At 62.5% G+C, this 26637-nt stretch carries 17 protein-coding genes and 1 pseudogene; 9 read left to right on the forward strand and 9 right to left on the reverse strand.

From position 1 onward, the window contains the following. Positions 1 to 4: 4 nt before the first annotated feature. Both QM649_RS05650 and QM649_RS05655 read right to left on the reverse strand, forming a co-directional pair. Complete coding sequence (locus QM649_RS05650) at positions 5 to 2488, reverse strand: EAL domain-containing protein (protein WP_415198045.1); 2484 nt, start codon at positions 2486 to 2488, stop codon at positions 5 to 7. A gap of 170 nt (positions 2489 to 2658) precedes the next feature. Then, on the reverse strand, positions 2659 to 3300 hold the full coding sequence (locus tag QM649_RS05655) for an HAD family hydrolase (protein ID WP_415198046.1): 642 nt from the start codon (positions 3298 to 3300) through the stop codon (positions 2659 to 2661). A gap of 197 nt (positions 3301 to 3497) precedes the next feature. On the opposite strand from QM649_RS05655, the gene QM649_RS05660 reads away from it, so the two are divergent. From QM649_RS05660 to QM649_RS05675, 4 genes are all read left to right on the forward strand, one after another. After that, positions 3498 to 4718, forward strand: a complete 1221-nt coding sequence (locus QM649_RS05660) for a pyridoxal phosphate-dependent aminotransferase (RefSeq protein ID WP_415198047.1) — start codon at positions 3498 to 3500, stop codon at positions 4716 to 4718. Positions 4719 to 4742: 24 nt separating this feature from the next. After that, complete coding sequence (locus QM649_RS05665) at positions 4743 to 7199, forward strand: TonB-dependent receptor (RefSeq protein WP_415198048.1); 2457 nt, start codon at positions 4743 to 4745, stop codon at positions 7197 to 7199. A 295-nt stretch (positions 7200 to 7494) separates the two neighbouring features. Continuing rightward, positions 7495 to 11586 (forward strand): carboxypeptidase regulatory-like domain-containing protein, encoded by a 4092-nt coding sequence (locus QM649_RS05670; RefSeq protein ID WP_415198049.1) that lies wholly within the window; start codon positions 7495 to 7497, stop codon positions 11584 to 11586. Positions 11587 to 11783: 197 nt separating this feature from the next. Next, positions 11784 to 12641 carry a DUF2076 domain-containing protein gene (locus tag QM649_RS05675; protein WP_415198050.1) on the forward strand — a complete coding sequence of 286 codons (858 nt, stop codon included), beginning with the start codon at positions 11784 to 11786 and terminating at the stop codon, positions 12639 to 12641. 144 nt (positions 12642 to 12785) lie between these two features. Here the strand turns inward: QM649_RS05675 and QM649_RS05680 are convergent, their stop codons facing one another. Further along, a complete protein-coding gene (locus QM649_RS05680) occupies positions 12786 to 13712 on the reverse strand; it encodes a hypothetical protein (RefSeq protein WP_415198051.1) in 927 nt (308 codons plus the stop codon). A 146-nt stretch (positions 13713 to 13858) separates the two neighbouring features. Here QM649_RS05680 and QM649_RS05685 point away from each other — a divergent pair, with 146 nt between their 5' ends. Next, positions 13859 to 14377 carry a hypothetical protein gene (locus QM649_RS05685; RefSeq protein WP_415198052.1) on the forward strand — a complete coding sequence of 173 codons (519 nt, stop codon included), beginning with the start codon at positions 13859 to 13861 and terminating at the stop codon, positions 14375 to 14377. Positions 14378 to 14449: 72 nt separating this feature from the next. On the opposite strand, the gene QM649_RS05690 is transcribed toward QM649_RS05685, so the two are convergent. The 4 genes from QM649_RS05690 to QM649_RS05705 all read right to left on the reverse strand — a co-directional run bounded on the left by QM649_RS05690 (position 14450) and on the right by QM649_RS05705 (position 19320). Next, a complete protein-coding gene (locus QM649_RS05690; RefSeq protein ID WP_415198053.1) occupies positions 14450 to 15694 on the reverse strand; it encodes an MFS transporter in 1245 nt (414 codons plus the stop codon). Between the two features lie 55 nt (positions 15695 to 15749). Then, on the reverse strand, positions 15750 to 16142 hold the full coding sequence (locus QM649_RS05695; protein ID WP_415198054.1) for a VOC family protein: 393 nt from the start codon (positions 16140 to 16142) through the stop codon (positions 15750 to 15752). A gap of 80 nt (positions 16143 to 16222) precedes the next feature. Continuing rightward, positions 16223 to 17974: an ABC transporter permease gene (locus QM649_RS05700; protein ID WP_415198055.1), complete on the reverse strand. Its 1752-nt coding sequence runs from the start codon at positions 17972 to 17974 to the stop codon at positions 16223 to 16225. Further along, positions 17971 to 19320, reverse strand: coding sequence for a nitrate/sulfonate/bicarbonate ABC transporter ATP-binding protein (locus QM649_RS05705; protein ID WP_415198056.1), 1350 nt, complete (start codon positions 19318 to 19320; stop codon positions 17971 to 17973). Before QM649_RS05705 ends, QM649_RS05700 begins: the two co-directional genes overlap by 4 nt. Positions 19321 to 19708: 388 nt before the next feature. Here QM649_RS05705 and QM649_RS05710 point away from each other — a divergent pair, with 388 nt between their 5' ends. Continuing rightward, complete coding sequence (locus QM649_RS05710; protein ID WP_415198057.1) at positions 19709 to 20080, forward strand: response regulator transcription factor; 372 nt, start codon at positions 19709 to 19711, stop codon at positions 20078 to 20080. A 231-nt stretch (positions 20081 to 20311) separates the two neighbouring features. On the opposite strand, the gene recR is transcribed toward QM649_RS05710, so the two are convergent. Further along, a complete protein-coding gene (recR, locus tag QM649_RS05715) occupies positions 20312 to 20908 on the reverse strand; it encodes a recombination mediator RecR (protein ID WP_415198058.1) in 597 nt (198 codons plus the stop codon). A 73-nt stretch (positions 20909 to 20981) separates the two neighbouring features. Beyond that, positions 20982 to 21608: a GNAT family N-acetyltransferase gene (locus tag QM649_RS05720; RefSeq protein ID WP_415198059.1), complete on the reverse strand. Its 627-nt coding sequence runs from the start codon at positions 21606 to 21608 to the stop codon at positions 20982 to 20984. A gap of 121 nt (positions 21609 to 21729) precedes the next feature. On the opposite strand from QM649_RS05720, the gene QM649_RS05725 reads away from it, so the two are divergent. The 3 genes and pseudogenes from QM649_RS05725 to QM649_RS05735 form a co-directional block, all read left to right on the forward strand. Beyond that, positions 21730 to 24633 carry a protein kinase domain-containing protein gene (locus QM649_RS05725; RefSeq protein WP_415198060.1) on the forward strand — a complete coding sequence of 968 codons (2904 nt, stop codon included), beginning with the start codon at positions 21730 to 21732 and terminating at the stop codon, positions 24631 to 24633. Positions 24634 to 24848: 215 nt separating this feature from the next. Next, positions 24849 to 25232 carry an EVE domain-containing protein gene (locus tag QM649_RS05730; RefSeq protein ID WP_415198061.1) on the forward strand — a complete coding sequence of 128 codons (384 nt, stop codon included), beginning with the start codon at positions 24849 to 24851 and terminating at the stop codon, positions 25230 to 25232. 313 nt (positions 25233 to 25545) lie between these two features. Beyond that, positions 25546 to 26571, forward strand: a pseudogene (locus QM649_RS05735) (sodium:solute symporter family transporter); the annotation flags it as partial. Positions 26572 to 26637: the final 66 nt, after the last annotated feature.

Genomic DNA, 26637 nt, shown 5'->3' on the forward strand with positions numbered 1-26637 from the left:
TGCCTCATCCCCAGCGGGCGGGTGGCAGCGTCGTGGTGGGAGCAGGCTGCACCAGCTCCGAGCTAAAAGGCTTGGGGCGATGGAACATGTAACCCTGAAAGTGATGAATGCCGAGGTCGAGCAGCGCCGAGAGATCGGCCTGTGTCTCCACGCCTTCGGCTACCAGCTGCAGCCCCATGCTTCTTGCGATTGCTGCCGATGCCACGGCCAGAGCGCGGTCCACGGGATCTGAGTTGATGTCGCGAACCACCTGGCGATCCAGCTTGATGCCGTCGAAGCGCACGCGCTTCAGCACATCGAAGGAGTTGTAGCCCATGCCGAAGTCGTCGAGCATCACGCGCGCGCCCAGTGCGCGCAGCCGGTTGACGAAGTCGATCTCGTCCTGGGTCCAGTTGATGCGCTCGGTCTCGGTAATCTCGACGCGCAGGCGTGAGCAGATATCGGGATGATGCTGCATCAGCGCCAGCAGCCACGACGAAAATTCCTGATCGGCCACCGTGCTCGAGCTGAGATTGATCGAGAGGTAGCTGCCGATCTCTGCCGCGAGAGAAGCGTCGTGCAGCGATTGCGTGAGCAGTTGCAGAGCGCGGCGTGATACCCAGCGATCGATCTGCGTCAGGAGACCCATGCGTTCTGCCGCGGGAATGAAGGCATCGGGGAAGATGTAGCCGTTTTCGCCATCACGCAGTCGGATCAGGCACTCGACGCCGAGTAGTGTGCCGTCTGCGGAGTTGATCTGCTGGTGGAAGAGTTCGAACTGCTCCTCATTGATCGCCGTGCGAATCTTGTTCGCCCAGTTCATGTCTTCCTGGATCAGCGACAGTCTCGGATCGCGGCTCGAGTAAAAGCGGAAGCGATTGCGGCCCTGGTTCTTGGCCAGGTAGCAGGCAGAGTCGGCCTCGGTCAGCAGCCGGTCCAGCGAGTTCGGACCGCCGATGATACGGGTGATGCCGAGGCTCGCGGTGATCTGATAGCGATGATGCTGGTAGATGAATTCGAAGTTCGAGATCGCATGCAGCAGACGCTCCGCGCTGCGATGCGCGGCTTCGTAGTTCGCGTTGCGGAGCACGAGCACGAACTCGTCTCCTCCGAAGCGCGCGAAGAAGTCCGACGTGCGGATGACGCTCCGTATCTGGTGCGCAAGGCTCTTTACCAGCAGGTCCCCGGCAGCATGGCCGCTGGTATCGTTCACCACCTTGAAGTGATCGAGGTCCATGAAGAAGAGAAAATGATGCCGGTGCTCGGAGTCCGGCTCTTCCAGCAATGACTCGATGACCTTCTCCGCCGCGGAGCGATTGGGCAGCCCCGTCAGGAAATCGTGGTTGGCCTGAAAGTGCAGTTTCTCGGTGAAGGAGATCGCCTCCGAGGCATCCTGGAAGACGAAGACCGCGCCGATAATCTCACCCTTCAGATTGCGCAGCGGCGAGATGGAATCGGTGATCGGCCGCAGATCGTCGGCAAAGGTGCGAAGGCGGGTGAAGGCGGGAATGCGGTTCAGTTCGCCCGACTGCAGCGTGACCTCAAGCGGATCGGTATGCAGGGGCTCACCGGCTGGATTACAGAGCCGGATTACCGAGGAGAAGGGGCGTCCGACAAGCTCTTCGACCGGCGCATCGACCATGCGCGCCGCAGCCTCGTTGCAGTAAGTGATGACACCGTTCAGGTCGGTGCGGATCACACCGTCGGCAATCGACGCGAGCGTGACCTGGGCCAGCTCCTTGGCTTCGAAGATCTCCTCTTCGTACTGGCGCCGCGCGGTGGTCTCATGGTACTGCGAAAGGAAGTGCAGCGGCTGGCCATGATCGTCGTGAAGCAGCGTCATCGCCACTTCCATCCATACGTAGCTGCCATCCCGCTTGCGGTAACGCTTCTCGTGAACGCAGCGATCCAGCTCGCCATGCCACAGCTTGCGCCGGTATTCGGCGGAGATGGCGCGATCTTCTGCCGGAGTCAGCTCCACCGTGGTCATCTCGCCCACAAGTTCTGCTTCCTGGTAGCCGAGTGTCGCGCAGAAGGAAGGGTTAGCCAGGATGATGCGGGTTTCCGCATCCGTCATCACCAGTCCATCCGGAGAGTTCCAGGTGAGCATGCGGAGCCGTTCTTCGGTCGTGTGCCGGGAAAGACGCTCGCTCTCGATCGCATCCACGTCGAAGATGACGCCGGAGAGAGTCTGTACCTGGCCATCCTGAATCACCGGACGTCCCGCGGCCATGACCTCGATCACAAGTCCATCCGCACGGCGCAGCTTCAACCGCAGGGACCACTCTTTGCCGCTCTCGACCGCCTCTGCAACCGCTGCCCTGATCTGCGAACGCGAGTCCTCTGTGTAGAACTCGATGGCCGTTTCGAGAGTCGGAGTAATCTCACCGGGCGTCAGGCCGTGCAGACGAAAGGTGCCGTTCGACCACCAGAGTTCACGGGTGACCCAGTTCAACGTCCACATGCCTGCGTGGGAATGCTCTTCAAGAAGGTTGAGTGCGTTCTGCATCGATGAGGGCTTTCCGAACCCGGGTTTCATGCTTCCGATGAAGGACCTCGACCCTGCGTTCGACATCATGCAGCAGCGCGGGCGGCCTTGCTAAAGACTAGAGTGTCCCGTTATGGAACTGACATAGCACTTACGAGGTATGAAAATAGCTCTATCGTGCGCCTGCTGTATCAGTTACGGCGCGATGGCTTCGGAAGTCCCTCTGCCAGTCCGCGGCTCTCGAGCTCCTGCATCAGCTGCTCGATGGAGTGGAATTGGATCGCATGCAGCCCCATCTCCGTCGCCGCTGCAATGTTCTCCGGCTTATCGTCGATGAACAGCGTCGTCGCAGGCGATACACCCAGCCGCTCGCAGGTGTGCGTGTAGATCGTCGGATCCGGCTTGCCGATCCCGATCTCGCACGACCACGTGTGGTGCTGGAAGTGTGCCAGCCATCCGAACTCCTGGCGCATGTAGCGCAGCATGTCCTCGCCCATGTTCGAGAGAATCGCCGTAGGATACCCGGCGTCCTGCAGCGCCACCACCCATGCCAGCATCTCCTCGTTCAGTGACGCCCACATGAGAATATCGGTCTCGATCAGGCTTTCGATCTGCTCCGCCGTGAAGGTTGTCCCGGCATCGGACGCAACGCTCTTCCAGTAGGCCGTGCCGTTGAGCTCGCCCAGGTCATACGGATGCCGGAAGCGCCAGTAGGAAGGGAACAGCTGTTCCTCCGTGAGACCGGTCAGCGCGATCATTCTGTCCTTGGCCACGGCATCTTCGGGATTGCTGAGAACACGTCCGTAGTCGAAGATAACTGCGGTGATCGGCATGAGGTGTAGCTCCTTGATGTTTCCGGGGCTGCGGCAAAGCAGCGCCACGATGAATCGGGCGCGCAGCCGCATCAAAGCGCCTGCGCAGAGAAAAGCACTGTCTTTATTATGCCCAAGGCGCACGCGGATTTCGTACTCCGAACGCGCGGGCGTGCGCTGGAAGGGCTATGCGCGGGAATCGTGAAAAGATATTCCCGATGACCGTTGTCCCCAGCTTCTCCTCCCGCACCGCGTGGAACAGTGAAGAGTCCGACCTGGCGAGCGCTCTGCGGGAGCGCCGCGCGGCCGGTCTCCCGCTTTTCGATCTCACCGCTTCGAATCCCACGCATTGTGGCTTTGACTATGACTCCGCCGCGCTTCTCGCGCCGCTTGGCGACTCCCGTGCTCTCGAGTACGATCCCGATCCTCGGGGCATGCGGGCTGCGCGCGAAGCCGTCGTCCGCTACTACGCGCAGCAGGGAAGCACCGTTCCCGTGGAGCATGTTCTGCTCACCACCAGCACCAGCGAGGCCTATAGCTATCTCTTCCGGCTGCTCGCCGACCCCGGGGACGAAATCCTCATCGCGCAGCCCAGCTATCCGCTCTTCGATTTCCTCGCGCAGCTCGAAGACGTGCGGCTCACCCCGTATCCGCTCTTCTACGACCATGGCTGGCATCTCGATCTCGAAGCGCTGCGCCGCTCGATCGGGCCGCGTACTCGCGCCATCGCGCTCGTGCATCCGAACAACCCCACCGGGCACTTCACGAAGCCCGGGGAGCGGGAAGCGCTCGAACATCTCTGCGCCGAGCATGGTCTGGCACTCATCGTCGACGAGGTCTTTCTCGATTACGCTCTCGGCGGCGAGCCGGCCATCAGCTTCGCTACCGGAGAGCATCCTGCGCTGACCTTTGTCCTGAGCGGACTCAGCAAGGTCGCAGCGCTGCCGCAGATGAAAGCCTCCTGGATCGCCGCCTTCGGTCCTGATGCCGCCCTCCGGCCTGCACTCGCGCGTCTCGAGATCGTCGCCGATACCTTTCTCGCCATGAATGCGCCCATCCAGTGCGCGCTGCCGGTCTGGCTCGAAAATCGCACCGGCATCCAGCAGCAGATTCCTACCCGCCTGCGCGCAAACCTGGCGTCGCTCGATGCAGCGCTCGCCCGGCAGGGCATGGTTTCGCGCCTCGAAGTGGAGGCGGGCTGGTACGCCGTCCTGCGCATTCCCGCGCTCGCGCCCGATGAGGAGGTAGCCCTCAATCTGGTCCGCGAGCACGGCGTCAGCGTCCATCCCGGCTCCTCCTTCGGCTTTCCGGGCAGCGGATGGCTGGTCGTCAGCCTGCTCACGCTTCCGGAGGAGTTCGCATCCGGCATCGAGAGGCTGCTCGTGACCTTTCGCGGAACAGAGTTCGACCAGGAAGGCGTTTTCTCTCGGGAGGGGTAGCGCTTCTCAGTAGAATGGCGAAGAATGCTTCGTCGCTCCCGTCTTCGCACCGTCGCCTCGCTCGCCCTCTGCACTTTGCTGACACCTCTGCTCCATGCGGTGAGCGTTCACGGCACGGTGAAGGACCCGGCCGGCCGGCCGCTCGAGGGCATCATCGTGGCCCTGCTGCAGAACGGCACCGTCATCACCAGCGCCCGCACCGGCGGGGATGGGACCTTCGAGCTCACCTCTTCCGCGCACGGTCAGTTCAATGTGCTTGCCGGCGGCATCCATTTCCGGCAGGTGCTGGCTCGTACGTTTTACGGCGGCACCTTCGACTCGGTGAATCAGGACCTCATCCTCGAGCCGGAGTGGGTGCGCGAATCCATGGTGACCACTCCCACCGGGATTCCGCAGTCGCAGGGGCTGGCCAGCAACGCCGTCAGCACTATCGAGAAGTCGGCATTCACTAACAAATTTGACCTGGTCGACGCGCTTCGCCAGGTTCCCGGCTTCCAGGTCGTCCAGAGTGGCCAGCGCGGCGGTGAGACCTCGGTCTACGTTCGCGGCGGCAACGCCGACTCCAACAAGGTCCTGCTCGACGGCGCTCCCATCGAAGACATAGGCGGCGGCTTTGACCTCTCGACCATTCCTTCGACCGGCATCGCCTCGGTCGAGGCCTATCGTGGCCCCAACAGCGTGCTCTGGGGATCGGACGCGGCTGCCGGCACCATTGCCTTCACCACCCCGCGCGGCACCACGACCTTTCCCTCGCTGCTGTATGAGGGCGATGGCGGCGGTTTTGGCACCTACCGCAACGAAGTTCAGCTCGCCGGAGCACGGACCCGTCTCGACTATTACGGCGCTTACGCCAACCTGCAGACAGGGAACTCGCTGCCGATGGACGAGCACCACAACATCACTGAAGTGGTGAACCTCGGCTATCAGTATTCCGCTTCGACCTCGATCCGCCTCATTGCCCGCAATGGGGACGTGGCGACCGGGCAGCCCGGCACCTACTCCTTCTTCGGCATGTCGAACGATGGCAAGCAATCCGGGCAGGACATCTTCATGACCGGCTCCATCGATCACACCTTCAGCGACACCTGGCACGGCACGGTTCGTTACGGGCTGGCGCGCAAGCGGGACGAGTCGCAGCAGTGGTATCCGGCCGGGGATTACATCGAGGGCAATTACTACGGCAATGAGGTCACCATCCGCGGCGCGAATGGGTATGAGGCGACCGGCCGCGCGCTGATGAACTATGGCAGCGTCGGCGCTCACACCACGGACCTCGATTCGAACCGCGACAACCTCTATGCGCAGACGGATTTCAGCATCCTGCCGCACCTCGGCGGCGTGGCCGGCTTCCGGTACGAAGACGAGCGCGGCATGGAGAACAAGCTGGCCTACGGCCGCGCGGAGACGGTCGAACGCTCGAACTACGACTACACGCTCGCGCTGAACGGCGACCTCGATCACCAGCGCATCCTCTATTCCTTCGCCGGAGGCGTGCAGAAGAACGAGCTCTACGGCACACAGGGAGCGCCGCGTGTCGGCGTGACGTATTACCCGGTCTTTCCCGGCGCGGGCGCATTCCACGGCACCCGGCTCACCTTCAATTTCACCAATGGTGTGAAGGAGCCGAGCCTCGACGATCAGTACGGCTCGCTCTACCAGTTCCTGCTCCAGAACGGCGGCGGAGCCACGGTGCAGAAGTATGGCATCTCGCCCATCCGGGCCGAGCAGACGCGCACGTATGACGGCGGCGTCGAGCAGAATTTCTTCAACGAGCGCCTCCTGCTGCGTGCGACGTACTTTCACAATGAATTCGGCCGCCAGATCGAGTATGTCGGCGCGAACCTCGTCCCTTACCTGCTGCCGCAGCTTTCCGCCGCGCAACAGCAGAGCCTCGAAGGCTATCTCGAGAGCGAATCCGCGCAGGCACTGACGCTCAACTCCATGTCCTATCGGGCCCAGGGTATCGAGAGCGAAGCAGACTACGGAATCGGCAAGAATATCTTCTTCCGCGGCGGCTACACCTATCTCGATGCCCAGGTCCAGCGCTCCTTTTCGTCGGATGCCGTCGGTCCCAGCACCAACCCCAATATTCCCGGGGTGCTCATCGGCAACGATTCTCCGCTGGTCGGAGCCCGGCCGTTTCGCCGTCCGCCGCATACCGGTTTCGCCAGCGTGAGCTACGCTCACAAGCGCTTCACGCTGCTGGCTACCTCAGCCTTTGCCGGACGCAGCGACGACTCGACGTATCTCGGCGGCAAAGACCTTTTCGGGACGAACACGCTCCTGCTGCCGAACCGGAACCTCGATTCCGGCTACTCCCGGCTGGATCTGGGTGGAACCTACAAATTCTCGTCGAGAATGGACCTCTACACCCAGCTGGATAACGTACTGAGCCAACAGCACCTTGGTCCGATCGGCTATCCGTCGCTGCCCGCCAGCTACCGTTTTGGCGTGCGTGTCGCCCTCGGCCATCCCAAATAGAGCCAAAACTGATTGAGCAGGGTCGATAGAGCCAGATCGGAATGCCAGAAATCTACCTCGGGATTTTTCCATTGCTTCCCGCGGGCCGATGGTTACAATCGAAGCAACGCACAAAGTAAGTGATTCTTGCTGATACGAGGGAATTCACGGGTTTTTGACTACTGGCCCGTGTCACTTCTGTAATCTCTCGACGTGTGCACGCCACCGGCCGTGCGGCCGTTGTGCGTTGAATCATTAAAACAAGAAACATCTGTACTTCTTTTTTGAGGCTGACAATATGAGCTTTTCACGGTGCATGCGGATCGTATGCTTCGCCCTGCTGAGTTGTTGTCTGGGGTGGCTGGTGCCTGCCGGCCAGGCGCAAACCCTTGGATCCATCAACGGAACAGTGACAGACGCCTCCGGAGCCGCGATCGCGGGCGCCAACGTCTCGGTCACTGGAGATACCACCGGACTCTCCCGTTCGGTGACGAGCCAGAAAAACGGCTACTTCGAAATCCTCAATCTTCCCATCGGTCCCTATACCGTCACCGTCGCGCATGACGGCTTCGACACCACGAAGCTGCCCGCCATCAGCGTGCAGGAAGCCTCTGCGAAGACGGTCAACGTCTCGCTCAAGGTCGGCCAGGTCTCGGAATCTGTCACGGTCAATGCGAACCCGATGTTGAACGCGACCGACACGACCAACGGCTATACCCTCGATTCGCAGCAGATCAGCATGACTCCGCTGGCTACCGGCAGCTTTACCCAGCTCGCCGTGCTTGCGCCGGGCGTGAACGCCGAACTGCTGAGCGGCCTCGACAGCAACGCCGGTCTCGGCAACCAGCCTATCTGGGCCAATGGTCAGCGTGACACCTCGAACACCTTCCAGGTGAACGGTGTCGACGTGACCAACCTCTTCAACGGCAAGAGCTCCAGCGGATCCGGGTCGCAGCGCTACAACTTCAATATCGGCGGCGGCAGCACCTCGGCCAGCTCCTCGGCTGGCGCGGCCGCCATCGGTGGCGCCTCGCAGGTCGGCACCTCGGTCTACGGTTCGGTCGGCAACGCGCTGCCTTCGCCTCCGCAGGAGTTCCTGCAGGAAGTGCGCGTCAACACCTCGATGTACGACGCGCAGCAGGGTGCGACCTCCGGCGCGCAGATTGACGTCAACACCGCCGTCGGCAGCAACAGCTGGCATGGCCAGGTGTACGGCACGCTGGCGGGCAGCGGTCTGAACGCTTCGCCCTACTTCTTCAATCAGGACTACGTTCTCGGGACCCAGGGTGTCGGCGCCTTCCCGCATTCGCTGCGCGTCCCCGATCTGCATCGCTGGACCAGCGGCGGCGTGATCGGCGGTCCCATCATCAAGGACAAGCTCTTCGTCTTCCTCGCCTATCAGCGCCTCTACAGCGCCGATCAGTCGACCGGCCTCTCGCAGATGAACGTGCCGGCCGGCCTCAGTGACGACCGTTCGGATTCGGGCCTTGCTGCGGTTGCCACCAACTGGGCCAGTGGCAAGACCTTCTCGCCCAGCAGCGTAGGTCCCATCGCCTCGGCGCTTTTCAACGCCAAGCTGGCTGACGGCTCCTACATGATTCCGTCCGCGCAGACCACCGCGGCCTACCAGTATGGCGTGCCCAACGTCACCCTGATCGGCACCTCGCGGATGCAGGGCGACCACGCGAATGCTTCGATCGATTACAACCTCAACGCCACCGACCACATCACCGCGAAGTACTACTACCAGAGCGATCCGGTGAACAAGCCCTACGGCTTTTCGCAGACGGGTGGCTTCCCGCTGACGCAGGAGAACGGCTCGCAGGTTCTGGATATCCAGAACAGCAAGATCATCGGCTCGTGGCTGAGCTGGACCCAGAGCCTGGGCTTTGCCCGCATGGGTGCCTACAGCTACTACACGCAGCAGGTCTCCAGCCCCTCCGGCGATCCGACCTTCGGTATCGGTACCGGGCTGCCCGGCTATGCCGCCAACCAGCTCCCCGGTCTGTTGATGGACGAATTCGCCTATGACAGCTCGGCCTCGCCGGGTCTGAAAGTCGGTCCTTACAGCTCCTTCGCGAATACCGGCTTCTACCAGAACCGCATCAACCCCTCGACCAACGCGTTCCTGACCCTCGGCGCGCACACCATCGCGGTCGGCGGCGGTTACAACTACACGCAGCTGAACATCGAAAACAACCGCACCGGCCTTGCGCAGGTACAGACCAAGAACCTCGAAACCCTGCTCGAGGATGAGGTGAAAAGCTCGAACGTCCTCGAGACGATCGACCCGACCACCGGCAAGAACAATGCCGACCGCTACTACCGCACGAATGAAATCTCGGCCTATGCCCAGGACAAGTGGCAGGCGCGTGCGAATCTGAGCATCACCTTCGGCGTCCGCTACGACTATCACGGCGGCATGACCGAAAAGTACGGCAACATGTTCAACTTCGACCCCAGCGTCTACAACGTGACGGGTAACACCACCGACGGCTTCACGGTGACCAACGCCGGTTTCGTCGTGGCTGGCAACAACAAGTACGATCCGACGGCGGGCGAGAGCAACTCGACCCTCACCGGCCGCCAGTGGGGCATCTCGCCGCGCCTGGGCTTTGCCTGGTCACCGGAGCAGAACCACGGCAAGGTTGTTTTCAGCGGCGGCGCGGGCATGTACTTTGACCGCGGCGAGCTCTTCAGCTACCTCTCGCAGCCTGCAGGCAGCGGCAACGGCGGTCCCTTCGGCGTCACCGAGTCCGCACCCCTGGCCAGCTACGTGACCGGTACCGGCACCACCCTCGCGAATCCGCTGGGTACGGCCATTACCGGCTCGACTTACGTGCCGCCGAGCGCGAATCCCGGCACCATCACCACCGCGCTGCAGAACACGCTCAACGGCATGACCGGTACCAACTCGAAGTTCGGCCGCTACTGCGGAGCCGTCGACAACCAGGAAGACTACACGGACTGCCAGGACACGCTGAACTTCGGCGCGTACGACAAGAAGAACGTACTGCCCTACACGGTGAACTTCACCCTGAAGATGCAGTGGCAGCCCACCAGCGATATGTCCTTCTCGCTGGGTTACACCGGCAACCGTGGCCGTCACGCGGTGGTTCCGATTCCGTTCAACGAGCCGGGCATCGCGACCGCCACCCATCCGATCAATGGTGAAACCGCGACCTACGGCTTCCAGGTGCTGAATCAGAACTCCTTCACCGGTTATGACTACAACGCCATCGCCGGTGAGCCCTGGAACACGGAAGACGGCGGCAACACCGACTTCCGTACCCCGTATGTCGGCTTCAGTCCCAACGCCGCCATGTTCGAAACGGTTGGCAACTCGGCCTACGATGCCCTCGAAGCCCACCTCGAGAAGCGTCTCTCGCATCACTTCCAGGCCGGAGCCAGCTACACCTTCAGCCACACGCACGACGAGCAGAGCGACATCGGTCTGTTCTTTACCGGCGACAACCCGGACGACCTCCGCAGCTCGTACTCGCTGTCGGACTTCGACCGTACCCATGTCTTCAGCGCCAACTTCCAGGTGCAGGCTCCGAACTTCGCTCGCGAACACTCGGCTCTCGCCATGGCGACGAACGACTGGTACCTGACCGGCATCGGCATCCTGCAGAGTGGTGAGCCCTATTCGCTATATGAGTTCTACGGCGCGGTAGGCAGCCTTTACTTCGGCGATTATCCGACGCTGCTCAACCCGGTGCTTCCCATCAAGGATCCCAAGCACCCCAAGAGCGCTCTGACTGGCAACAACGGCCGTACGCGTGGCGCCGGTGGCAGCTATATCCCGACCATCGATCCCTCGCAGATCGATATCCACTACGTGTCCCCTGGCCAGGATGGTGTGCCTGTTTCGACCGGCAGCGATCCGCAGGATATCTACGAAACCGACTTTGCTCCCGGTCAGCGTAACCTCTTCCGGCAGCAGTTCCAGAAGCGTCTCGATCTCTCGCTGCGCAAGACCGTCAAGGTCACCGACCGCTTCAGCGTGGAGTATCACTTCAACGTCTACAACGTGACCAACACGGTCAGCCCGGACGTGCCGCAGAACCAGACGGAAATCCGTCAATCCTCGGCCTGCTCGGCCTCGGCGATCGCTGCCGGCAACAATTGCTCGGCAAGCGAGTACTACGTGAACTATGGCCAGATCGTGACCAGCAATGCCTCGGCCGATCAGCAGTCGGCGCTGACCAACCTCGATCAGCTGCCGTACCACAACGGTTCGGGCAAGAGCACCAGCATTCCGCTCACGCTGCCCACCGGTGTGCAGTCCTGCACCACGGCCACCATCACAGGCGGCTGCCCCAACAACGGCGCGAACTTCGGTTCGGTCACCGGCACCATCGGTGGCTCCCGCGCCGTCACCATGGGGCTGCACATCCTGTTCTAAATAATCGGAAAACCACCACCGAAAGGCCGGCCTCGCGCCGGCCTTTCGCTTTTCTCTCCCGGAACTCTTTTCATGCGCGCGACGTATCCACAGCAGGCCTTTCAGGTATAACGGCTGTGGCCACCGCCGGATGCATTCCGGCGTCTAAGGGGTAAAGCCGTTCGCCCATGACGGGTGGCCGCTTTGAAGGAGAAGGTATGACACCGCAGGAAGCACAGATGTTGCAGGAGCTGGTGAGCAAAGTGCAAGGCACGCAGCTCACCGAGAAGGATCCGGAAGCCGAGGGATTGCTTAAGAACGGCCTGTCGAGGGATCCCGACGCGCTCTACAAGCTCGCGCAGACGGTTCTCATCCAGAACCTGGCCATCGAGCAGTTCCAGGGCCAGATCCAGCAACTGCAGGAGCAGATCCAGCAGCTGGAGGCCGAAGAAGAGCAACTCCGTGAGCAGGCTTCCAGGCCGCAGCCGGCCAAATCGACCAGCTTCCTCGGGAGTCTCCTGGGCCGCCGCGATCCCGAGCCGCCTCCGCAACAGTATGCGCCGCCGCAATATCAGCAGGTTCCGCCACAGTACGCGGCCGCGCCGCCCAGCGGATATGCCCCGGCGCCTGGTTACGGCCAGCCAGGCTACGCTCAGCCCGGTTACGGACAGGGCTATGCCCCCGCGCAGAGCGGTGGCAGCAGCTTCCTTCGCTCCGCCGCCACCACGGCAGCGGGTGTAGCAGCCGGTGCGCTGGCCTTTGAGGGCATCGAGTCGCTCATCCATGGAGGAGAGCGCGAATTCGGCGGCGGAGGTTTCGGAGGCGGTTACGGCGATCGCCCGGTCGTCGAAGAGACGGTCATCAACAACTACGGCGACGACAACGACCGCTACAACGAGCGCCGCGAGCAGGAAGCCTCCTACGACGATCGCGTCAGCGGTCCCGACGAGCAGCCGCAGGGGCCCTACGGCAATGCAGGCTCCGAGGATGTCAGCTACGACGACTCGAACTTCGGGACGGACGACAACTTCGGCGGCGATGACAACTTCGGGAACGGTAACGACGACTTCGCATAGCCAGCTCGGATACCGCGCATAAAAACGGGGCCTGAGGGCCCCGTTTTTCTTTGCTGCGAGCGAACTCCACATCGACATATTTCTGACTGCCTGCATCGAGCAGGATCTTCAGAAGAAGCGGAGAAACGAATACATCGAAGCACCCTAGTTCTGTGCCGGCGGACCCATCGGAGGATTCTGCGCCAGCAGGAACTTCACCGCATCCTGATAGCCCCAGCCGGCGGAGACGGGCGCAAAGTCGCTTTCGTCCTCGGTTGTGGAGAGATTCAGCGTTTTGAACATCAGGGCCTTGCCGTGCAGGTCCATCTTGAAGTGGAACTGCTCCCAGTGGCCGTCGCCCACATCCTTCTGCTCCACCAGGATCGACCCGCCCTTGTACAGCTTGCCGAGGATGCCCCAGCCGAAATTCACGTCGTCGATCAGGTGGACATCCAGGCGGACCATCCGCTCCTGTTTCTGGTCGATCCACAGTTCGCCTTCCATGCCGGCATAGACCTCTGCCTCGCGGTCCGGCGGATGGAAGCTGGGATTCGGCTTGAGGGTCAGGCGAAATGCCGGTCCGCTCGGTCCATCGACCAGGCCTTCGGAGTGGTAAAGGAAGGCATCCGGCAGCATCCGGATCATCTCGTTCGCGCGATTACTGTCCTCCTGCTCGCGCTTCCGCCGGTGCTCCTGGATTTCGGGATGGTCGAGCAGGGTCTTCAGCCGATCGACCTCGTTCTGGTACCCGATCGGTCCGAGCGGCTTGTCGCCATAGGCCACGAGGCGCGCCACATCCCCATCCTTGGTCTCGACGATCATCTTCGTCGAGATCCTGCCGTCGTCGATCTTGTGCAGCTGATAGCGGTAAGGGTGCAGAGAGGAGGATTTCAGCTCATTTTCCGCCGCCCGCCGAACCAGGGGGACAGGATCAGAAGCCACCGAGTCCGGTGTGGCCTGCGCCGCAAGCGAATGCGGAGCGAAAAATAGCGATGCCGCGCCAAGGCATAGGCAGGAAAGCGAAGAAAAGCGGTTGGAGCGGCGTAAATCTATTCCTGGATGCTTCTCAGGATCGTTCCCCAGATCGTTCATAGACCTCAGCATAGTTCGGTGGCAGTCAGCTTCCGGCAGTTGCGGTCCGGAAACCGGCCGCACCCTCTGCACGAATCCTTTAGACGCAGAAAACAAAGCCGGAGTTTTGCCGGAGTATCTTCGCGGCTTCCCGAGGGGCGGTCAAAATGCATACAATCGATGGCATGAAGACCGTGGTCTCGCTGCGTTGCCTTACTGCTCTACCCCTGATTGCCTTTGGGCTCTTCGCCTCCTCCATGCATGGCCAGGATGGCCGTGGACGCAAGTACACCCCGCCGCCACCGACCGCCAAGATCACGGTAAGCGTGGTCAAGGCGACCAATGGGAAGCCGATCGAGAATGCCGCGGTGATCTTTCACCCCATGAAGAACGGCAAGGACGAGGGCGGTCTCGAGCTGAAGACCAACGAGGAAGGCAAGGCGGTCATCGAGGTGATCCCGATCGGCGACGTCGTTCGTCTCCAGATCATCGCCAACGGCTTTCAGACCTTCGGCGACGATTACCCGATCACCACGGACACCAAGGAGATCGCCGTCAAGCTGAAGCGGCCCGGCGGCCAGTACTCCATTTACGAAAAGCATGACGATGTGCAGCGTGGTGGTGCGACCGCTACGGGCAGCACCTCTTCCGACTCCGGGACGACACCGCAGCAGCCCCAGCAGTAACTCAGGCAAGTCCAGACGCAGAGACAGACGCCGGGAAGCCAGCCATACGGACTGGGCTCTCGGCGTCTTTTCTTATAGCGGGATAGGGTCAGGCTGCAATGCGCGGTTTTTCCAGCCAAAGAAGGCGAGCAGCCCGGCGATGATCAACAGCGACGCCGTCAGGGCCACACACCCCGGCCATTTCGCCATGCGCCAGGCCACCGCCGGCAGTATGCCGCCGACCGTACCGCCGATGTAGTAGCTGCAGATATACATGCCAGCCGCCGAGACACGGCTGCCGGCCGGAGCCGCATCGCGCAGAAAGCTGTTGGCGCAGGTCTGCGAGATGAACACCCCCGAACTGGCCACCGCCAGCCCCAGACCGATCATGGGAAGCGAGGGAGCGAGTGTCAGCAGCAGGCCTCCAAGGCAGAAGCTGATCGACGCGACCATCCCATGCCGCAGGCCCACCCGCGCCAGCACCCGTCCGGCTGCCAGCGTGGCCGCCAGCCCGCAGAGGTAGACGGTGAACAGCCAGCTCAGCTCCGCGGTCGAAAGCCGGAATGGCGCCTCGGCCAGATAAAACGTGATGTAGCTGAAGATCGAGATCAGCGTGTACAGCATGCAGAAGCCGATGCCGAAGGTCGCCAGCAGGCGCGGGTTCCGGGCATTCGCCAGCACCGGCGCAAAGACCGACCTCGCCTTGCTCGTGTGTGCCCTGGGCTTTGCCGGTTGCAGCATCCGCTGTGCCAGCACCGCGCCGGCCAGGCCGAGCACTCCAAGCATCAGGAATACCGGCCGCCAGCCGATGCGCTCGGCCAGCAGCCCGCCGAGAACCCGGCCGGAAAAGCCCCCGAATACCGTGCCGCCCACATAGAAGCTCATCACCTTGGGTACTTCGAGCGGAGGCCACTCCTCCGTCACATAGGCGATGGTGATGATGAAAACGCCCGGCGTGATCAGTCCCTGGAGCATGCGCCACAGGGCCAGTGCGGGCAGGCTGGTCGCGCTGGCCGTCAGCACGGTGCAGGCCGCCAGCGCCACCATCGAGGCGATGATCGTCTTTTTCCGGTCCATCCGCTCACCGAAAAGCGCCAGCAGCGCCGCCGAGATCGCCACTCCCAGCGTCGAGGCGCTGATCGTGCTGCCCACACTTGCTTCGGAGGCGTGAAAAATCCTCGCCAGCATCGGCAGCATGGGCTGTGTGCAATAAAGCTCCAGAAACGCGAGCATGCCGCAAAGAAAGACTGCAAAAATGCGGCCAAAAGATGAGGTCTCAGCACGGCTCCCGGCGGCCGACAGGGCTTCGCCCGAGGCCCTGAGTGTAGCAGTGGGCATAAGTACAGGATGTTGTCAGAAGGGTCTTGGTCGCAATAGCTCGGCCGCTCACCGTTCAGCCTTGAGGAGGACGTGCGATCTCCCAGATATGACCGAAGGGGTCCTGGATGCGCCCGACGCGCCAGCCGTGGTCTTCGGTCACGGCACAGACCAGCTCCGCACCGGCCTCCACTGCGCGGGCCACGGTTTCATCCGGGTCCGGGACGGACAGGATCAGCCGCACGGAGCAGCCCAGAATGCTTTCCGGACTGAAATTCCCGTATCCGGGCGATTCTTCGGAGAGCCAGAACTCCGCGCCGTGGATCGCCAGCCGGGCCACCACCTCGCTCGCTTCGTTATCGAGACGGAAGCGCTCCTCGGCCGCAAAGGCATTCTTGTAGAAATCCAGAGCCCGCAGGCTGTCCCGGACATTCAGCCAGGGAGTGAGCGAGTAGGGGAAAGCAGGCATGGTTGCCCTCCGTTCCGATTGCGCAGCGAGAATACCAGAGCGGCGCAGTCCGGACGGCGAACCATCAGACGGTGGGACGGTCAGCCTTCCAGCCGGTACTTCGTCTCCGCCAGCCTGTAGAGCGGACGCCACACCAGCCGGTTGATCGTCACTACCATCAGCGCCATGATGATCGTCGCCAGCAGCAGGATGGGGAAATGCCCCTGGTTGCTGGCCGCGCTGATCTGCGATCCCAGGCCGGTGGTCGTCAGCGTCTTGTCCTTCAGCTGAAAGTACTCCGCGACAATCGATGCATTCCACGCGCCGCCCGAGGCCGTAACCAGGCCGGTAATCAGGAACGGGAAGATGCCCGGCAGGATTACCGTCTTCCAGCGCTGCAGGCTGGAGAAGTGGAAGATGTCGGCCACTTCCTTCAGGTCGGAGGGGATGGCCATGGCTCCGGCAATCACGTTAAAGAGGATGTACCACTGCGTGCCGAGCATCATCAGCGCCACCGATCCGATGCCGAGGCCCAGCCCCACGTGCGTAAGCGCCAGCAGGATGACAGGAAACAGGGCGGTCGCCGGAAACGACGCCGCGATCTGCGCGAGCGGCTGCGTGATGCTGGCGAGCTTCGGATGGAAGCCGATGGCCACGCCCACCGGAATCGTCCAGGCCGAAGCCAGCAGCAGCGAGAGGTTCACACGCAGGAAGGTCATACCCGCGCCCTCAAAGAGCGCCACGACCTCGTTGCCATGGATGTTATGCAGCAGCAGGATGGCGCGCACTGCGGCATACACAATCGCCGCTCCGGCAAAGATGCCCACCACGATGAGGAGCACGGCGGAGCCTGGCTTTCTGCGGCTCGGGCTGGCGGCTTCCAGCGTGAAGCGCCGTTCGCTCCGCTGCGCCACGCGCCGGTAAAAGCTCTCGCTGATCGGCGTGAATGTGGTGCGGTGCAGCGTGGCCAGCAGGTTGGAATTGCGGAGCAGGTGCAGCACCGGAGAGGTGACCCGCACCGAGGCTTCCACGTTCTCGAACTTGAATTTGTCGCTCCAGGCAATGATGGGCCGCCACAGCAACTGGTCGGTCATCACGATGATCAGGACCATGGTGATCAGTCCATAGATCATCGCCATCGTGTCGCCGTTCGCCGCCGCCGTCTGCAGGTAGGACCCGAGACCGGGCAGGCGGAAGTTCCGGCTGCCTACCGGGAACATCTCGCAGACCATCAGGAAGAACCAGCCGCTGGCCACCGAGACCATCGAGTTCCACACCAGGCCGATGGTTGCGAAGGGCAGCTCCAGCTGAAAGAGCCGCTGCCAGCGCGAGAAGCGGTTGATGCTGCACGCCTCGTGCAGCTCGCGCGGAATGCTCTTGAGCGAGCTATAGAAGCTGAACGCCATGTTCCAGACTTCGCCGGTAAAGATCAGCAGGATCGCGCCCAGCTCAATGCCGATCTGCCGGGAAGGGAAGAGCGACATCATCGCCAGCATGACGCCCGGCAGGAAGCTCAGCACCGGGATCGATTGCAGGATGTCGAGGATCGCGATCATCAGCGCTTCGACCCGCTTGTTATAGGCCGCCGTGTAGCCGTAGACGATGGCGAAGCCCAGGCTCAGCAGGTAGGCGACGAAGATGCGGACCGTCGAATAGAACGCGTAGAGCGGCAGGTGCGACGGCGAGCGATAGATCTGGACCTCGGGAATCGCGCCGCTGAACCAGAACTTCGCGATCCACAGGATGGCGTAGAAGCCGGCCAACAGTCCTACAGCGACCGTCAGGTCCATAAAGAAGGGCCAGCTGCGCTCAATCACCAGCTCCCGGGAGAAGGTGTAGTTGCGCGTCTTCACTCGGAGGTCACCTCTTCGGTGGTCTCTACCGGCTCTTCTACATCGGGGAGGACAAACCGGCGCTTGCCCGCGTCAAAGTCGAACAGCTCGGCGTAGCGGCCCCAGTTAATTGCCGTCTCCAGCTGGCGCTGCGTCTCCTCTTCGCTGAACTGCTCGTCCAGCATGTCGAGGAAGAACTCTTCGGGCACCGTGTGGTCGGTCTTGTTGTTGAGCGCACGTGTGATCTGCCGCAGCAGCAGGACGTTCTCCACCGCAGCCTTGCGGAAGAGCTCTTTCTGCCTGAGAATCTCCGACTCCGCGAACTCGTGGCCATCGGGCGTGATGTTCACATCGCCTTCCTCGACCTTGAGGAACTTCAGCAGGCTCGACGCTTCCACGATCGGCAGTAGGTCGTCGATCTCGAAGGCCAGCTCGTCGGCGAGCTTATAAATATCGGCCTTGCCGCCGAGGTCGATGATCAGCTCCAGCAGGCCGGCGATGCCGCCCGGCCGCGCGTGCGGCAGCATCTCGTAGTGCATCTGGCGCTGGTCGCGGACGCGCCGCCCCGGCTGCAGGCTCGGGACCTCGGCCGGAGACACATCGGGCCGCGTCAACACCTTGTAGATGTAGTCGACCAGCTGCGTGAAGGCCGGGCTTTTACGGTCGCGCGGATGAACGAGGTTGGTCACCTTGAAGTCTGTGCGCACGTGCCCGGGATTGCGCCCCAGCACGATGATGCGATCCGCCAGCAGCACCGCTTCCTCGATGTTGTGGGTCACGATGAAGATGGCCTGCGTCGGAATGGTCTTCTTCTGCCAGAGTTCCAGCAGTTCGCTGCGCAGGTTCTCCGCCGTCAGCACGTCGAGCGCCGAAAAAGGCTCGTCCATGAACAGCACTTCCGGCTCGACGACCAGGGCGCGCGCAAAACCCACGCGCTGGCGCATGCCGCCCGAAAGCTCCTTCGGATAGGCGGCCTGGAAGCCGTCGAGACCGACCGTGTCCAGGATCTTGAGGCTGCGCTCACGCCGTTCCGCCGCGGCCATGCCGCGCGCCTTCAGAGGCGCCTCGACGTTCTCGAGAACCGTGAGCCAGGGAAAGAGCGCGAAGCTCTGGAAGACGATCGATACGTTGATCTGGACCGTCGAAATCGGCTTCCCGTGCCAGTACACCTCACCCGCGGAGGGTTGAGAAAGCCCAGCCATCATGCGCAGCAGAGTCGATTTGCCGGATCCCGATGGCCCAAGCAGCGCTACGATTTCCCCCGGAACAATGGACAGGTCGGTCGGCGAGATCACCTGGATGCGGTTCTCGCTGGGCTGGGAGTAGAACTTCTCCACCTGTTGCGCGCGAATGATCGGTTCGGCCATCGCTAAAGTCCATTTCGAAAGAAAAATAATCCCGTTAACGGGGCCAGCCCACGGGCTGGAAGAAGACCGGAAGAGAAACGGCAGGATCGGGTGCGATCAAGGCTTTGGGAGACCGTCTCCGCGTCCGGGAGGCAGAGTTTCCGGGGCGTTGCAGCTTTGTCTGCTGCTTATTGTAAGTTCTTTTGATTGCAGGAGAATGAAGCATCCTCCTGCGGACAGGGTATCATCAGAAGAGTCTGTGCTCGGGTCCGAAAACCGGGCGGCAGACGAACACGCAGAGGATTGTGTTCGGTTCGCGCGCACGTTGCTCGAAACTCGATCCGCGATTTTGATAGAAGACCAACGTCTTCAGATTGATCCAAGCCAAGAAAGCGAAGAAAAAGAGCGAATGCCCGAAACCAAGGCAAGACCCAAGGTGCTGGTAGCTGACGACGAACGTGTGATTGCCGATACCCTGGCCATCATTCTCAATCAGAGTGGTTTTGAAGCCCGCGCCGTGTACAGCGGCGAGAAGGCCGTCGAGTCGGCGAAGGAATGGTCCCCGGACATGCTCATCAGCGACGTCATCATGACGGACCTGAACGGCATCGACGCCGCCATCAAGATTCGCAGCTTCCTGCCCTCGTGCAAGATCCTTCTCTTCTCCGGCCAGGCGGCCACCGCGGATCTTCTCGACCGCGCCCGCGTGCAGGGCCACGAATTCGAGATTCTAGCCAAGCCCGTTCATCCGCAGGACCTTCTCGCTCGCCTGCGCGCATAACCGGTTCGGTCACCTAAAACTTCCAGGCCGGAGCACTTCGCTCCGGCCGAGTTTTTTGCGCCTCGTCGTGCGCTGGATTCTTAACGGCACAAGCTGAACATCTTTTCAAAAAGCTTGTCATTCCGACCCGAGCGAGACGGTGTTTTGTCTCGCGCAGTGGAGGAACCTGCGGTTCGGCTCGCACATCGAGGGTGTTCCGAGGTAGGGAACCTTGTTGCAGGTTCCTGCGATTTAAATCTCCCGCCGTCCTTCCATCGCCCGCGACATCGACACCTCGTCGGCGTACTCGATATCGCTGCCCGCCGGCACCCCGGTTGCGATCCGGCTCAGCCGTACGCCCGAGCCGCGCAGCAGGTCGGCGATGTAGTGTGCCGTCGCTTCGCCTTCGACCGTCGGCGACGTGGCCAGGATCACCTCTTCCACATCGCCGCTCGCCACACGCGTCTGCAAGCCTGCGATGCGCAGCTGGTCCGGTCCCACGCCGTGCAGCGGCGAAAGCGTCCCGTGCAGCACGTGGTAGACGCCGTTATAGCGCGTCTTCTCCACGGTAGAGATGTTGGTCGGTTCTTCGATCACGCACACCAGGTGCTGGTTTCGCGACGGACTGCTGCAGTAGAGGCATGGGTCCACATCCGTGATGTTGTTGCATACCGAGCAGAGCTGCAGCTGGGCCTTGACCTCGCGCACTGCCGCCGCCAGCAGTTCGGCGTCCTCGGCGCTGGCGCGCAGGATATGGAAAGCAAGCCGCTGGGCGCTCTTGCTGCCGATGCCGGGCAGCTTGCGCAACTCTTCGATCAGGCGGGTCAGGGGTTCAGCGAAGCGAGACACGTTCTTTTGATGCACTCCCGCTTCGTTTGTAGCAGAATCGTGTCGCGACGGCACACGTCCGGTGGTGGCCCATTCAAGCCTTTTGTTGGCCTGGGTGGGGGACATGCAGTCTCGCCTCGAGCTTCTCCCGCACTCCCGGCCATTCTTCCCGGGTGATCGAAAACCACACCGTGTGGCGAATGCTGCCATCCGGCTGGATCATGTGGTTGCGGAAGACACCCTCGCGGGTCGCGCCCAGCGCGGCAATCGCCGTCTGCGAGCGCTGATTCTCATGGTGCGTCTTCAGCGCCACGCGGATCGCCCCCATCGTCTCGAAGGCATGCGTCAGTTGCAGCAGCTTGGCCTCCACGTTGAGCCCGCTCCGCTGCCACGCCGGCGCCACCCACGTCGAGCCGATCTCAAGCCCGCGATTGCGTGTGTCGATATCCATGAAGCGTGTCGAGCCCACCAGCCGTCCATCGGCCAGCGATCGCGAGACCCACGGGAGAACCCTGCCTGCTGTCGCCTGCGCGAGCGCCTGTGTCATCCATTGGCGCAGCTGCGACGCTGTTTCCACCTTGACCGGCATCCAGCGCCAGATCGAAGGTTCCAGGGCGACCTCGGCCAGCTCCTCGCAATGGGCCTCGGTCATCGGCTCCAGTTGTACGAGCTTTCCCGTCAGCGTCACCGGTGTGACGATCATTTCCGCAGCGGAACTCATGATGGCCCAGTGTAAAGGAATGCGGATGGAGCGAAATGCGTCTGTCGCTGCGCCCGCTCGCAGTCTAAGATGGTTGGGTCCCGCTTGAAGCGCTCACACCCCTCCACTCCCCCCATGGAGTATGCACACTTACACCAGATTCGGTCCGTACGAGATTGTCGAAGAGATCGGCCATGGCGGCATGGGGCTGGTGTATCGTGCGCGCGATAGCCGTCTGAACCGCGACGTGGCTCTCAAGGTCGTTGCCGACAACTTCCTCAGTGAGGGCACGCCTACTTCCGCTTCGCCTACCCTTGCATCCAGGGACCGTTTCATGCGCGAAGCCCGCGCCTCCTCGGCTCTCAACCATCCGAACATCTGCACCATCTACGACGTCGGCGAGCAGGACGGCCAGCCTTATCTCGTGATGGAGCTGCTCGAAGGCCGCACGCTCAAGCAGGTCATCAACGGCCATGCCCTGAGCGTCGAGTGCCTCGTCGACTACGGCATTCAGCTCTGTGCGGCTCTGGCGGAGGCGCACGGGCGCGGCTTCCTTCACCGCGACATCAAGCCCAGCAACCTCTTCGTGACCCGCATGCAGCAGGGCAACGGCGTCCTCAAGGTGCTCGACTTCGGCATCGCCAAGCGCACCACGCTTGCCTCATCCACCTCCGACACCATCGAGGAGATCGTGATCGGCGCTACCGCCACGCTCACAGACGATGGCACCACCCTCGGCACCGTCGCCTACATGTCGCCCGAGCAGGCCCGTGGCGAGCCCATCGATCCCCGCGCCGACGTCTTCTCCGCCGGCGTCGTCCTCTACGAGATGGCCACCGGCAGCACGCCCTTCTACGGCAGCTCCATGGCGGAGATCTTCGCCGCGCTGCTCACAAAGGACCCCGCGCCCATCCGCGCCAGCCAGCCGCGCTTTCCCCGCGAGCTCGAGCGCGTGATCTTCAAGGCGCTGGCCCGGGATCGTGACCGCCGTTACGCCTCGGCAGCCGATCTCCGTGCCGATCTCCTTGACGTGCAGGTCGCGTTCTCCGCCGGAGGCTCCGCAACCGCGCGCCTCACCCGGGGCATCCGCGTTGCCAGAGATTTCCCCCGGCCGGGTGCGTCGCGTCGCGGTCTCTGGATCGGGCTCGCGGCTGTCCTGCTTCTCGTTATCGCCGGAGCGGGCGTCTTTCACTGGTGGAGCAGCCGCCCTGTGCCGAAGGTTGCGCAGCCCGACCCCGTCGTCGTCTCGGAGCTGGGGAACAGCACAGGCGATCCGGTCTTCGACGGTACGCTCCGTCAGGCTCTCAGCTTCGAGCTCGGCCGCTCGCCGCAGCTTGCCATTGTCGGCGACTCGCGCCTCCATGACATGCTGGCCTATCTCGTCCAGCCAGCCGACGCGCACCTCACACCGGCCGTGACGCGGGAGATTGCCGAACGCGAAAGCGATGCCGCGGTCGTCAATGGCACGATCTCCGCCATCGGAAGCGACTACCTTGTCACGCTCGAGGCGCAGCGTCCGGCAACCGGCGAGGTCTTCGCCCGCGCGCAGGCCCAGGCCGACGGGAAAAATCACGTCCTCACCGCGCTCCGCAGCGCTGCCCAGGAACTGCGCGGGCACATGGAGGAGGTGCTCGCCGCCGAGCCCGTACCGCTCAGCGAGATCCAGCCCGCGACGACCGCCTCGGCGGAGGCCTTTCGCGCCTACGCCGCAGGCGAGCGCGAGCTGGCCCGCGCCAACTTCGCCCAGAGCATTCACGAGTACCAGCACGCTACGGAAATCGATCCCGATTTCGCCATGGCCTACGCGCGCCTGGGTGTCGCGCAGGTTGCCGTCGGCAGCCCCAGCGAGGGCAATGCCGCCATCTCCCATGCCTTTGCGCTCTCCAGCAAGGTCAGCGAGCGGGAGCGGCTTTACATCCGCATCCAGTATTCGCTCGATGTCTCCGGGGACCTGCCGGAGGCCATCGACGCGCTACGCCTCTACGCTCAGAATTATCCGCATGAGCCGCTCGCGCCGACCGATCTCTCCGTCGCCTACCTGACCCTCGGGAAATATCCGGAAGCCTGGGAGCAGGCGCAGAAGGCGATCGTGATGAATCCGCAGAAGGGTTCGGGCTATGTGAACGCGCTGCTCGCACTCACGGCGCTCAACCGCTTCAGCGAGGCAAAGGCTCTCTACGAGAAGGCCGCCTCGCTCGGCCTCGCCGACGACGGCTCCATTCGCGGCACATGGATCTTCACCGCATGGCTCACCGGTGATCGCGTCGAAGTCGAACGTCAGCTCGAATGGGCGCGCGACCGCACCGACGGTTTCTTAGTCCACTCGCAGGCCGCGCTGCTCGATGAGACGGAGGGCCGCTTCGCCCGGGCCGGGGACGACTGGCAGCGCGCGGTGCGCCAGCTCGAGCAGCAGGGCATGCAGAATGCCACGGCCATGATGATCGCGCAGCGCAGCCTCGACGCCGCACTGGCGCAACGCTGTGACGGCTCCGGCGCGGCGCTCGACCTCGCCATGCGTCGCGATCGCGACCGCTTCATGCAGGGAACCGCCGCCATCGCCTATGCGCTCTGTGGCGATGCGACGAAGGCACAGGCCATCGAGGCCTCGCTCGCACAGAGTTATCCGCAGGACACGCTCATCAACCACGTTTACCTGCCGGACATCGCCGCCGCCATCGAGCTCCAGCACCATAAGCCCGACGCGGCTCTGAATGCGCTCGGCGTCGCGGAAGGCTACGAGACCCTCGGCATCTCGAGTTATCTGCGCGGCCTCGCGTATCTGGATCTGAAGCAGGGAACCGAGGCTGCCGCGGCATTCCGTATCCCGGTCTCCAGCCGCAGCATCTTCGTGCTCTCACAGCAGCCGGGCATGAATGTGGCGCTGCCGCTCAGCCTGCTCGGCCTCGCCCGTGCGGAAAACCTGGCTGGCGATCAGGTCGCCGCGCATCGGGACTACTCCGCCTTTTTCGACGCATGGAAGAATGCGGATGCTGCGCTGAGACCGCTGGTCGCGGCCCGTGCGGAGGCCGGCCATAGTGCAGAATGACGTGCGGAACGATTGAGGACAGTGACTGCCCACGTTTCGGAGTCGAGACATGGGGCACCGGGATAGTTTCTGCTTCCCCGGTTTTCTTTGCGGAGCTTTGCGCGCTTTGCGTCTTTGCGCGGAAGGGATGCGCATAGTCACGCGGTCCTCATGCAAATAGGGCGCTCGGTATCTGGCCAGTCTCTCAGTCTCCAGCGCGATACACTGAGTTTTCTATGCCTTACCTCCTCAAGTCTGAGCCAGACAAGTACAGCTACGACGATCTCCTCCGCGATGGCGAAACCATCTGGGACGGCATTCGTAACAACCAGGCACTCCAGACTCTCCGCAACATGAAGCGCGGGGAAAAGTGCATCATCTACCACTCCAACATCGGCAAAGCCGCCATCGGCACAGCTACGGTTCTGTCCGTTGCGCTCGATCCGGCCGACGGCAAAACCCCGCTCGTCCGCCTCAAGGTAGGGAAGCGCCTGAAGCGTGAAAAGCCCCTCGCCGAGATCCGCGAAGCCCCGGTATTCCACGGCTCAACCATGTTCCGCCAGTTCCGTCTCTCCGTCGTCCCGCTCACGGACGATCAGTACGACTGGCTCCTTGCCTGATACCCGTGAATTGACACCCGCTCCCTGACACTCGCTGCCTGAGTCGTCAGCCGGCCGGAGGCATCGGACAGGGCTTTCCTGATTCCGTTTGCCGAGGATTGATGAAACCGTGTACATTGACGCGAAAGGCACTGCGCCAGCTTGACCCTGCCCGATCCTGCGTCGCTCCCTAACGGTTGACCCATCCTCAGCCTGTTTCCGGCACGTCTGCGCTCGGCTGTGCGAGAGCTGCCGCAGTACTATGCCTATGGCCGGCAGATCCCCGAATCCCTTCTGACCGCGCCGCTCAAATTCTGTGGGGCTGAGAGTAGACGTGAACCTGACACTTATCGACTGGCTCATCATGCTGCTGTACTTCGTGTTCGTGCTAGGCATTGGCTTTGCCTTGAAGCGCTTCATGAAGACCAGCAAGGACTTTTTCCAGGCCGGGCGCAGCCTGCCTGCCTGGATCTGCGGTCTCGCCTTCATCTCCGCCAATCTCGGCGCGCAGGAAGTCATCGGCATGGGCGCCTCGGGCGCCAAGTACGGCATCGCCACCAGTCACTTCTACTGGATCGGCGCCATCCCCGCGATGATCTTCGTCGGCGTCTTCATGATGCCGTTCTACTACGGCTCAAAAGCCCGCTCGGTGCCCGAGTTCCTGCGCCTGCGCTTCGACGAAAAGACCCGCGCCTACAACGCCTGCTCCTTTGCCGTGATGACCGTCTTCTCCTCCGGCATCTCGATGTACGCCATGGCGCGCCTCATCCAGACTCTGCACGTCTTCGACGGACTCTTCATTCATCTCGGCCTGCCGCTGGGCTGGATCTTCCACTTCGCCATCATCCTCTCGGCAATCATCGTCCTTGGCTACATCTTCCTCGGTGGTCTCACCAGCGCCATTTACAACGAGGTCCTGCAGTTCTTCCTCATCGTCGCTGGCTTTGCGCCGCTGGTTTGGGTAGGTCTCAAGAATGTCGGTGGGTGGAGCGGCCTCAAGGCCACGCTGCCGACCTCGTACATGCACTCCTGGCACGGCATGACGAACCCACACAACAACCCATTGGGTGTGGAGTGGTTCGGCCTGTCCATGGGTCTCGCGTTCGTGCTCTCTTTCGGCTACTGGTGCACCGACTTCCTGGTGATCCAGACCGCCATGGCGACCGATACCGAAGAGTCCGCGCGCCGCGTGCCGCTCATCGCCGCGATTCCGAAGATGCTCTTCCCGTTCCTCGTCATCCTGCCCGGCCTGATCGCCATCGCGACCCCGGCGGTGACCAGCCACGCCACCGCGATGACGGCAAGCGCGCACGCGGGTGATCCCACCTCGCTCGGCAAGGGCCTGATCCCGGCCAAGGTCCAGACGGTGTAGAAGGCCGTGACATTGCCGGCCATGCCGGACATGAAGCTGGCCAGCAGCGCGGTA

The sequence above is a fragment of the Silvibacterium sp. genome, assembly GCF_047605705.1.
In the GTDB taxonomy this organism is placed as follows: domain Bacteria; phylum Acidobacteriota; class Terriglobia; order Terriglobales; family Acidobacteriaceae; genus Silvibacterium.

Bases quoted from the DNA above. Each gene is read 5' to 3' on its own strand.
- QM649_RS05725 (WP_415198060.1), top strand. From the start codon at position 21,730: ATGCACACTTACACCAGATTCGGTCCGTACGAGATTGTCGAAGAGATC.
- QM649_RS05705 (WP_415198056.1), bottom strand. From the start codon at position 19,320: ATGGCCGAACCGATCATTCGCGCGCAACAGGTGGAGAAGTTCTACTCC.
- QM649_RS05670 (WP_415198049.1), top strand. From the start codon at position 7,495: ATGCGGATCGTATGCTTCGCCCTGCTGAGTTGTTGTCTGGGGTGGCTG.
- QM649_RS05695 (WP_415198054.1), bottom strand. From the start codon at position 16,142: ATGCCTGCTTTCCCCTACTCGCTCACTCCCTGGCTGAATGTCCGGGAC.
- QM649_RS05675 (WP_415198050.1), top strand. From the start codon at position 11,784: ATGACACCGCAGGAAGCACAGATGTTGCAGGAGCTGGTGAGCAAAGTG.
- QM649_RS05660 (WP_415198047.1), top strand. From the start codon at position 3,498: ATGACCGTTGTCCCCAGCTTCTCCTCCCGCACCGCGTGGAACAGTGAA.
- QM649_RS05730 (WP_415198061.1), top strand. From the start codon at position 24,849: ATGCCTTACCTCCTCAAGTCTGAGCCAGACAAGTACAGCTACGACGAT.
- QM649_RS05720 (WP_415198059.1), bottom strand. From the start codon at position 21,608: ATGAGTTCCGCTGCGGAAATGATCGTCACACCGGTGACGCTGACGGGA.
- QM649_RS05680 (WP_415198051.1), bottom strand. From the start codon at position 13,712: ATGAACGATCTGGGGAACGATCCTGAGAAGCATCCAGGAATAGATTTA.
- QM649_RS05690 (WP_415198053.1), bottom strand. From the start codon at position 15,694: ATGCCCACTGCTACACTCAGGGCCTCGGGCGAAGCCCTGTCGGCCGCC.
- QM649_RS05650 (WP_415198045.1), bottom strand. From the start codon at position 2,488: ATGCAGAACGCACTCAACCTTCTTGAAGAGCATTCCCACGCAGGCATG.
- QM649_RS05655 (WP_415198046.1), bottom strand. From the start codon at position 3,300: ATGCCGATCACCGCAGTTATCTTCGACTACGGACGTGTTCTCAGCAAT.
- QM649_RS05665 (WP_415198048.1), top strand. From the start codon at position 4,743: ATGCTTCGTCGCTCCCGTCTTCGCACCGTCGCCTCGCTCGCCCTCTGC.
- QM649_RS05685 (WP_415198052.1), top strand. From the start codon at position 13,859: ATGCATACAATCGATGGCATGAAGACCGTGGTCTCGCTGCGTTGCCTT.
- QM649_RS05710 (WP_415198057.1), top strand. From the start codon at position 19,709: ATGCCCGAAACCAAGGCAAGACCCAAGGTGCTGGTAGCTGACGACGAA.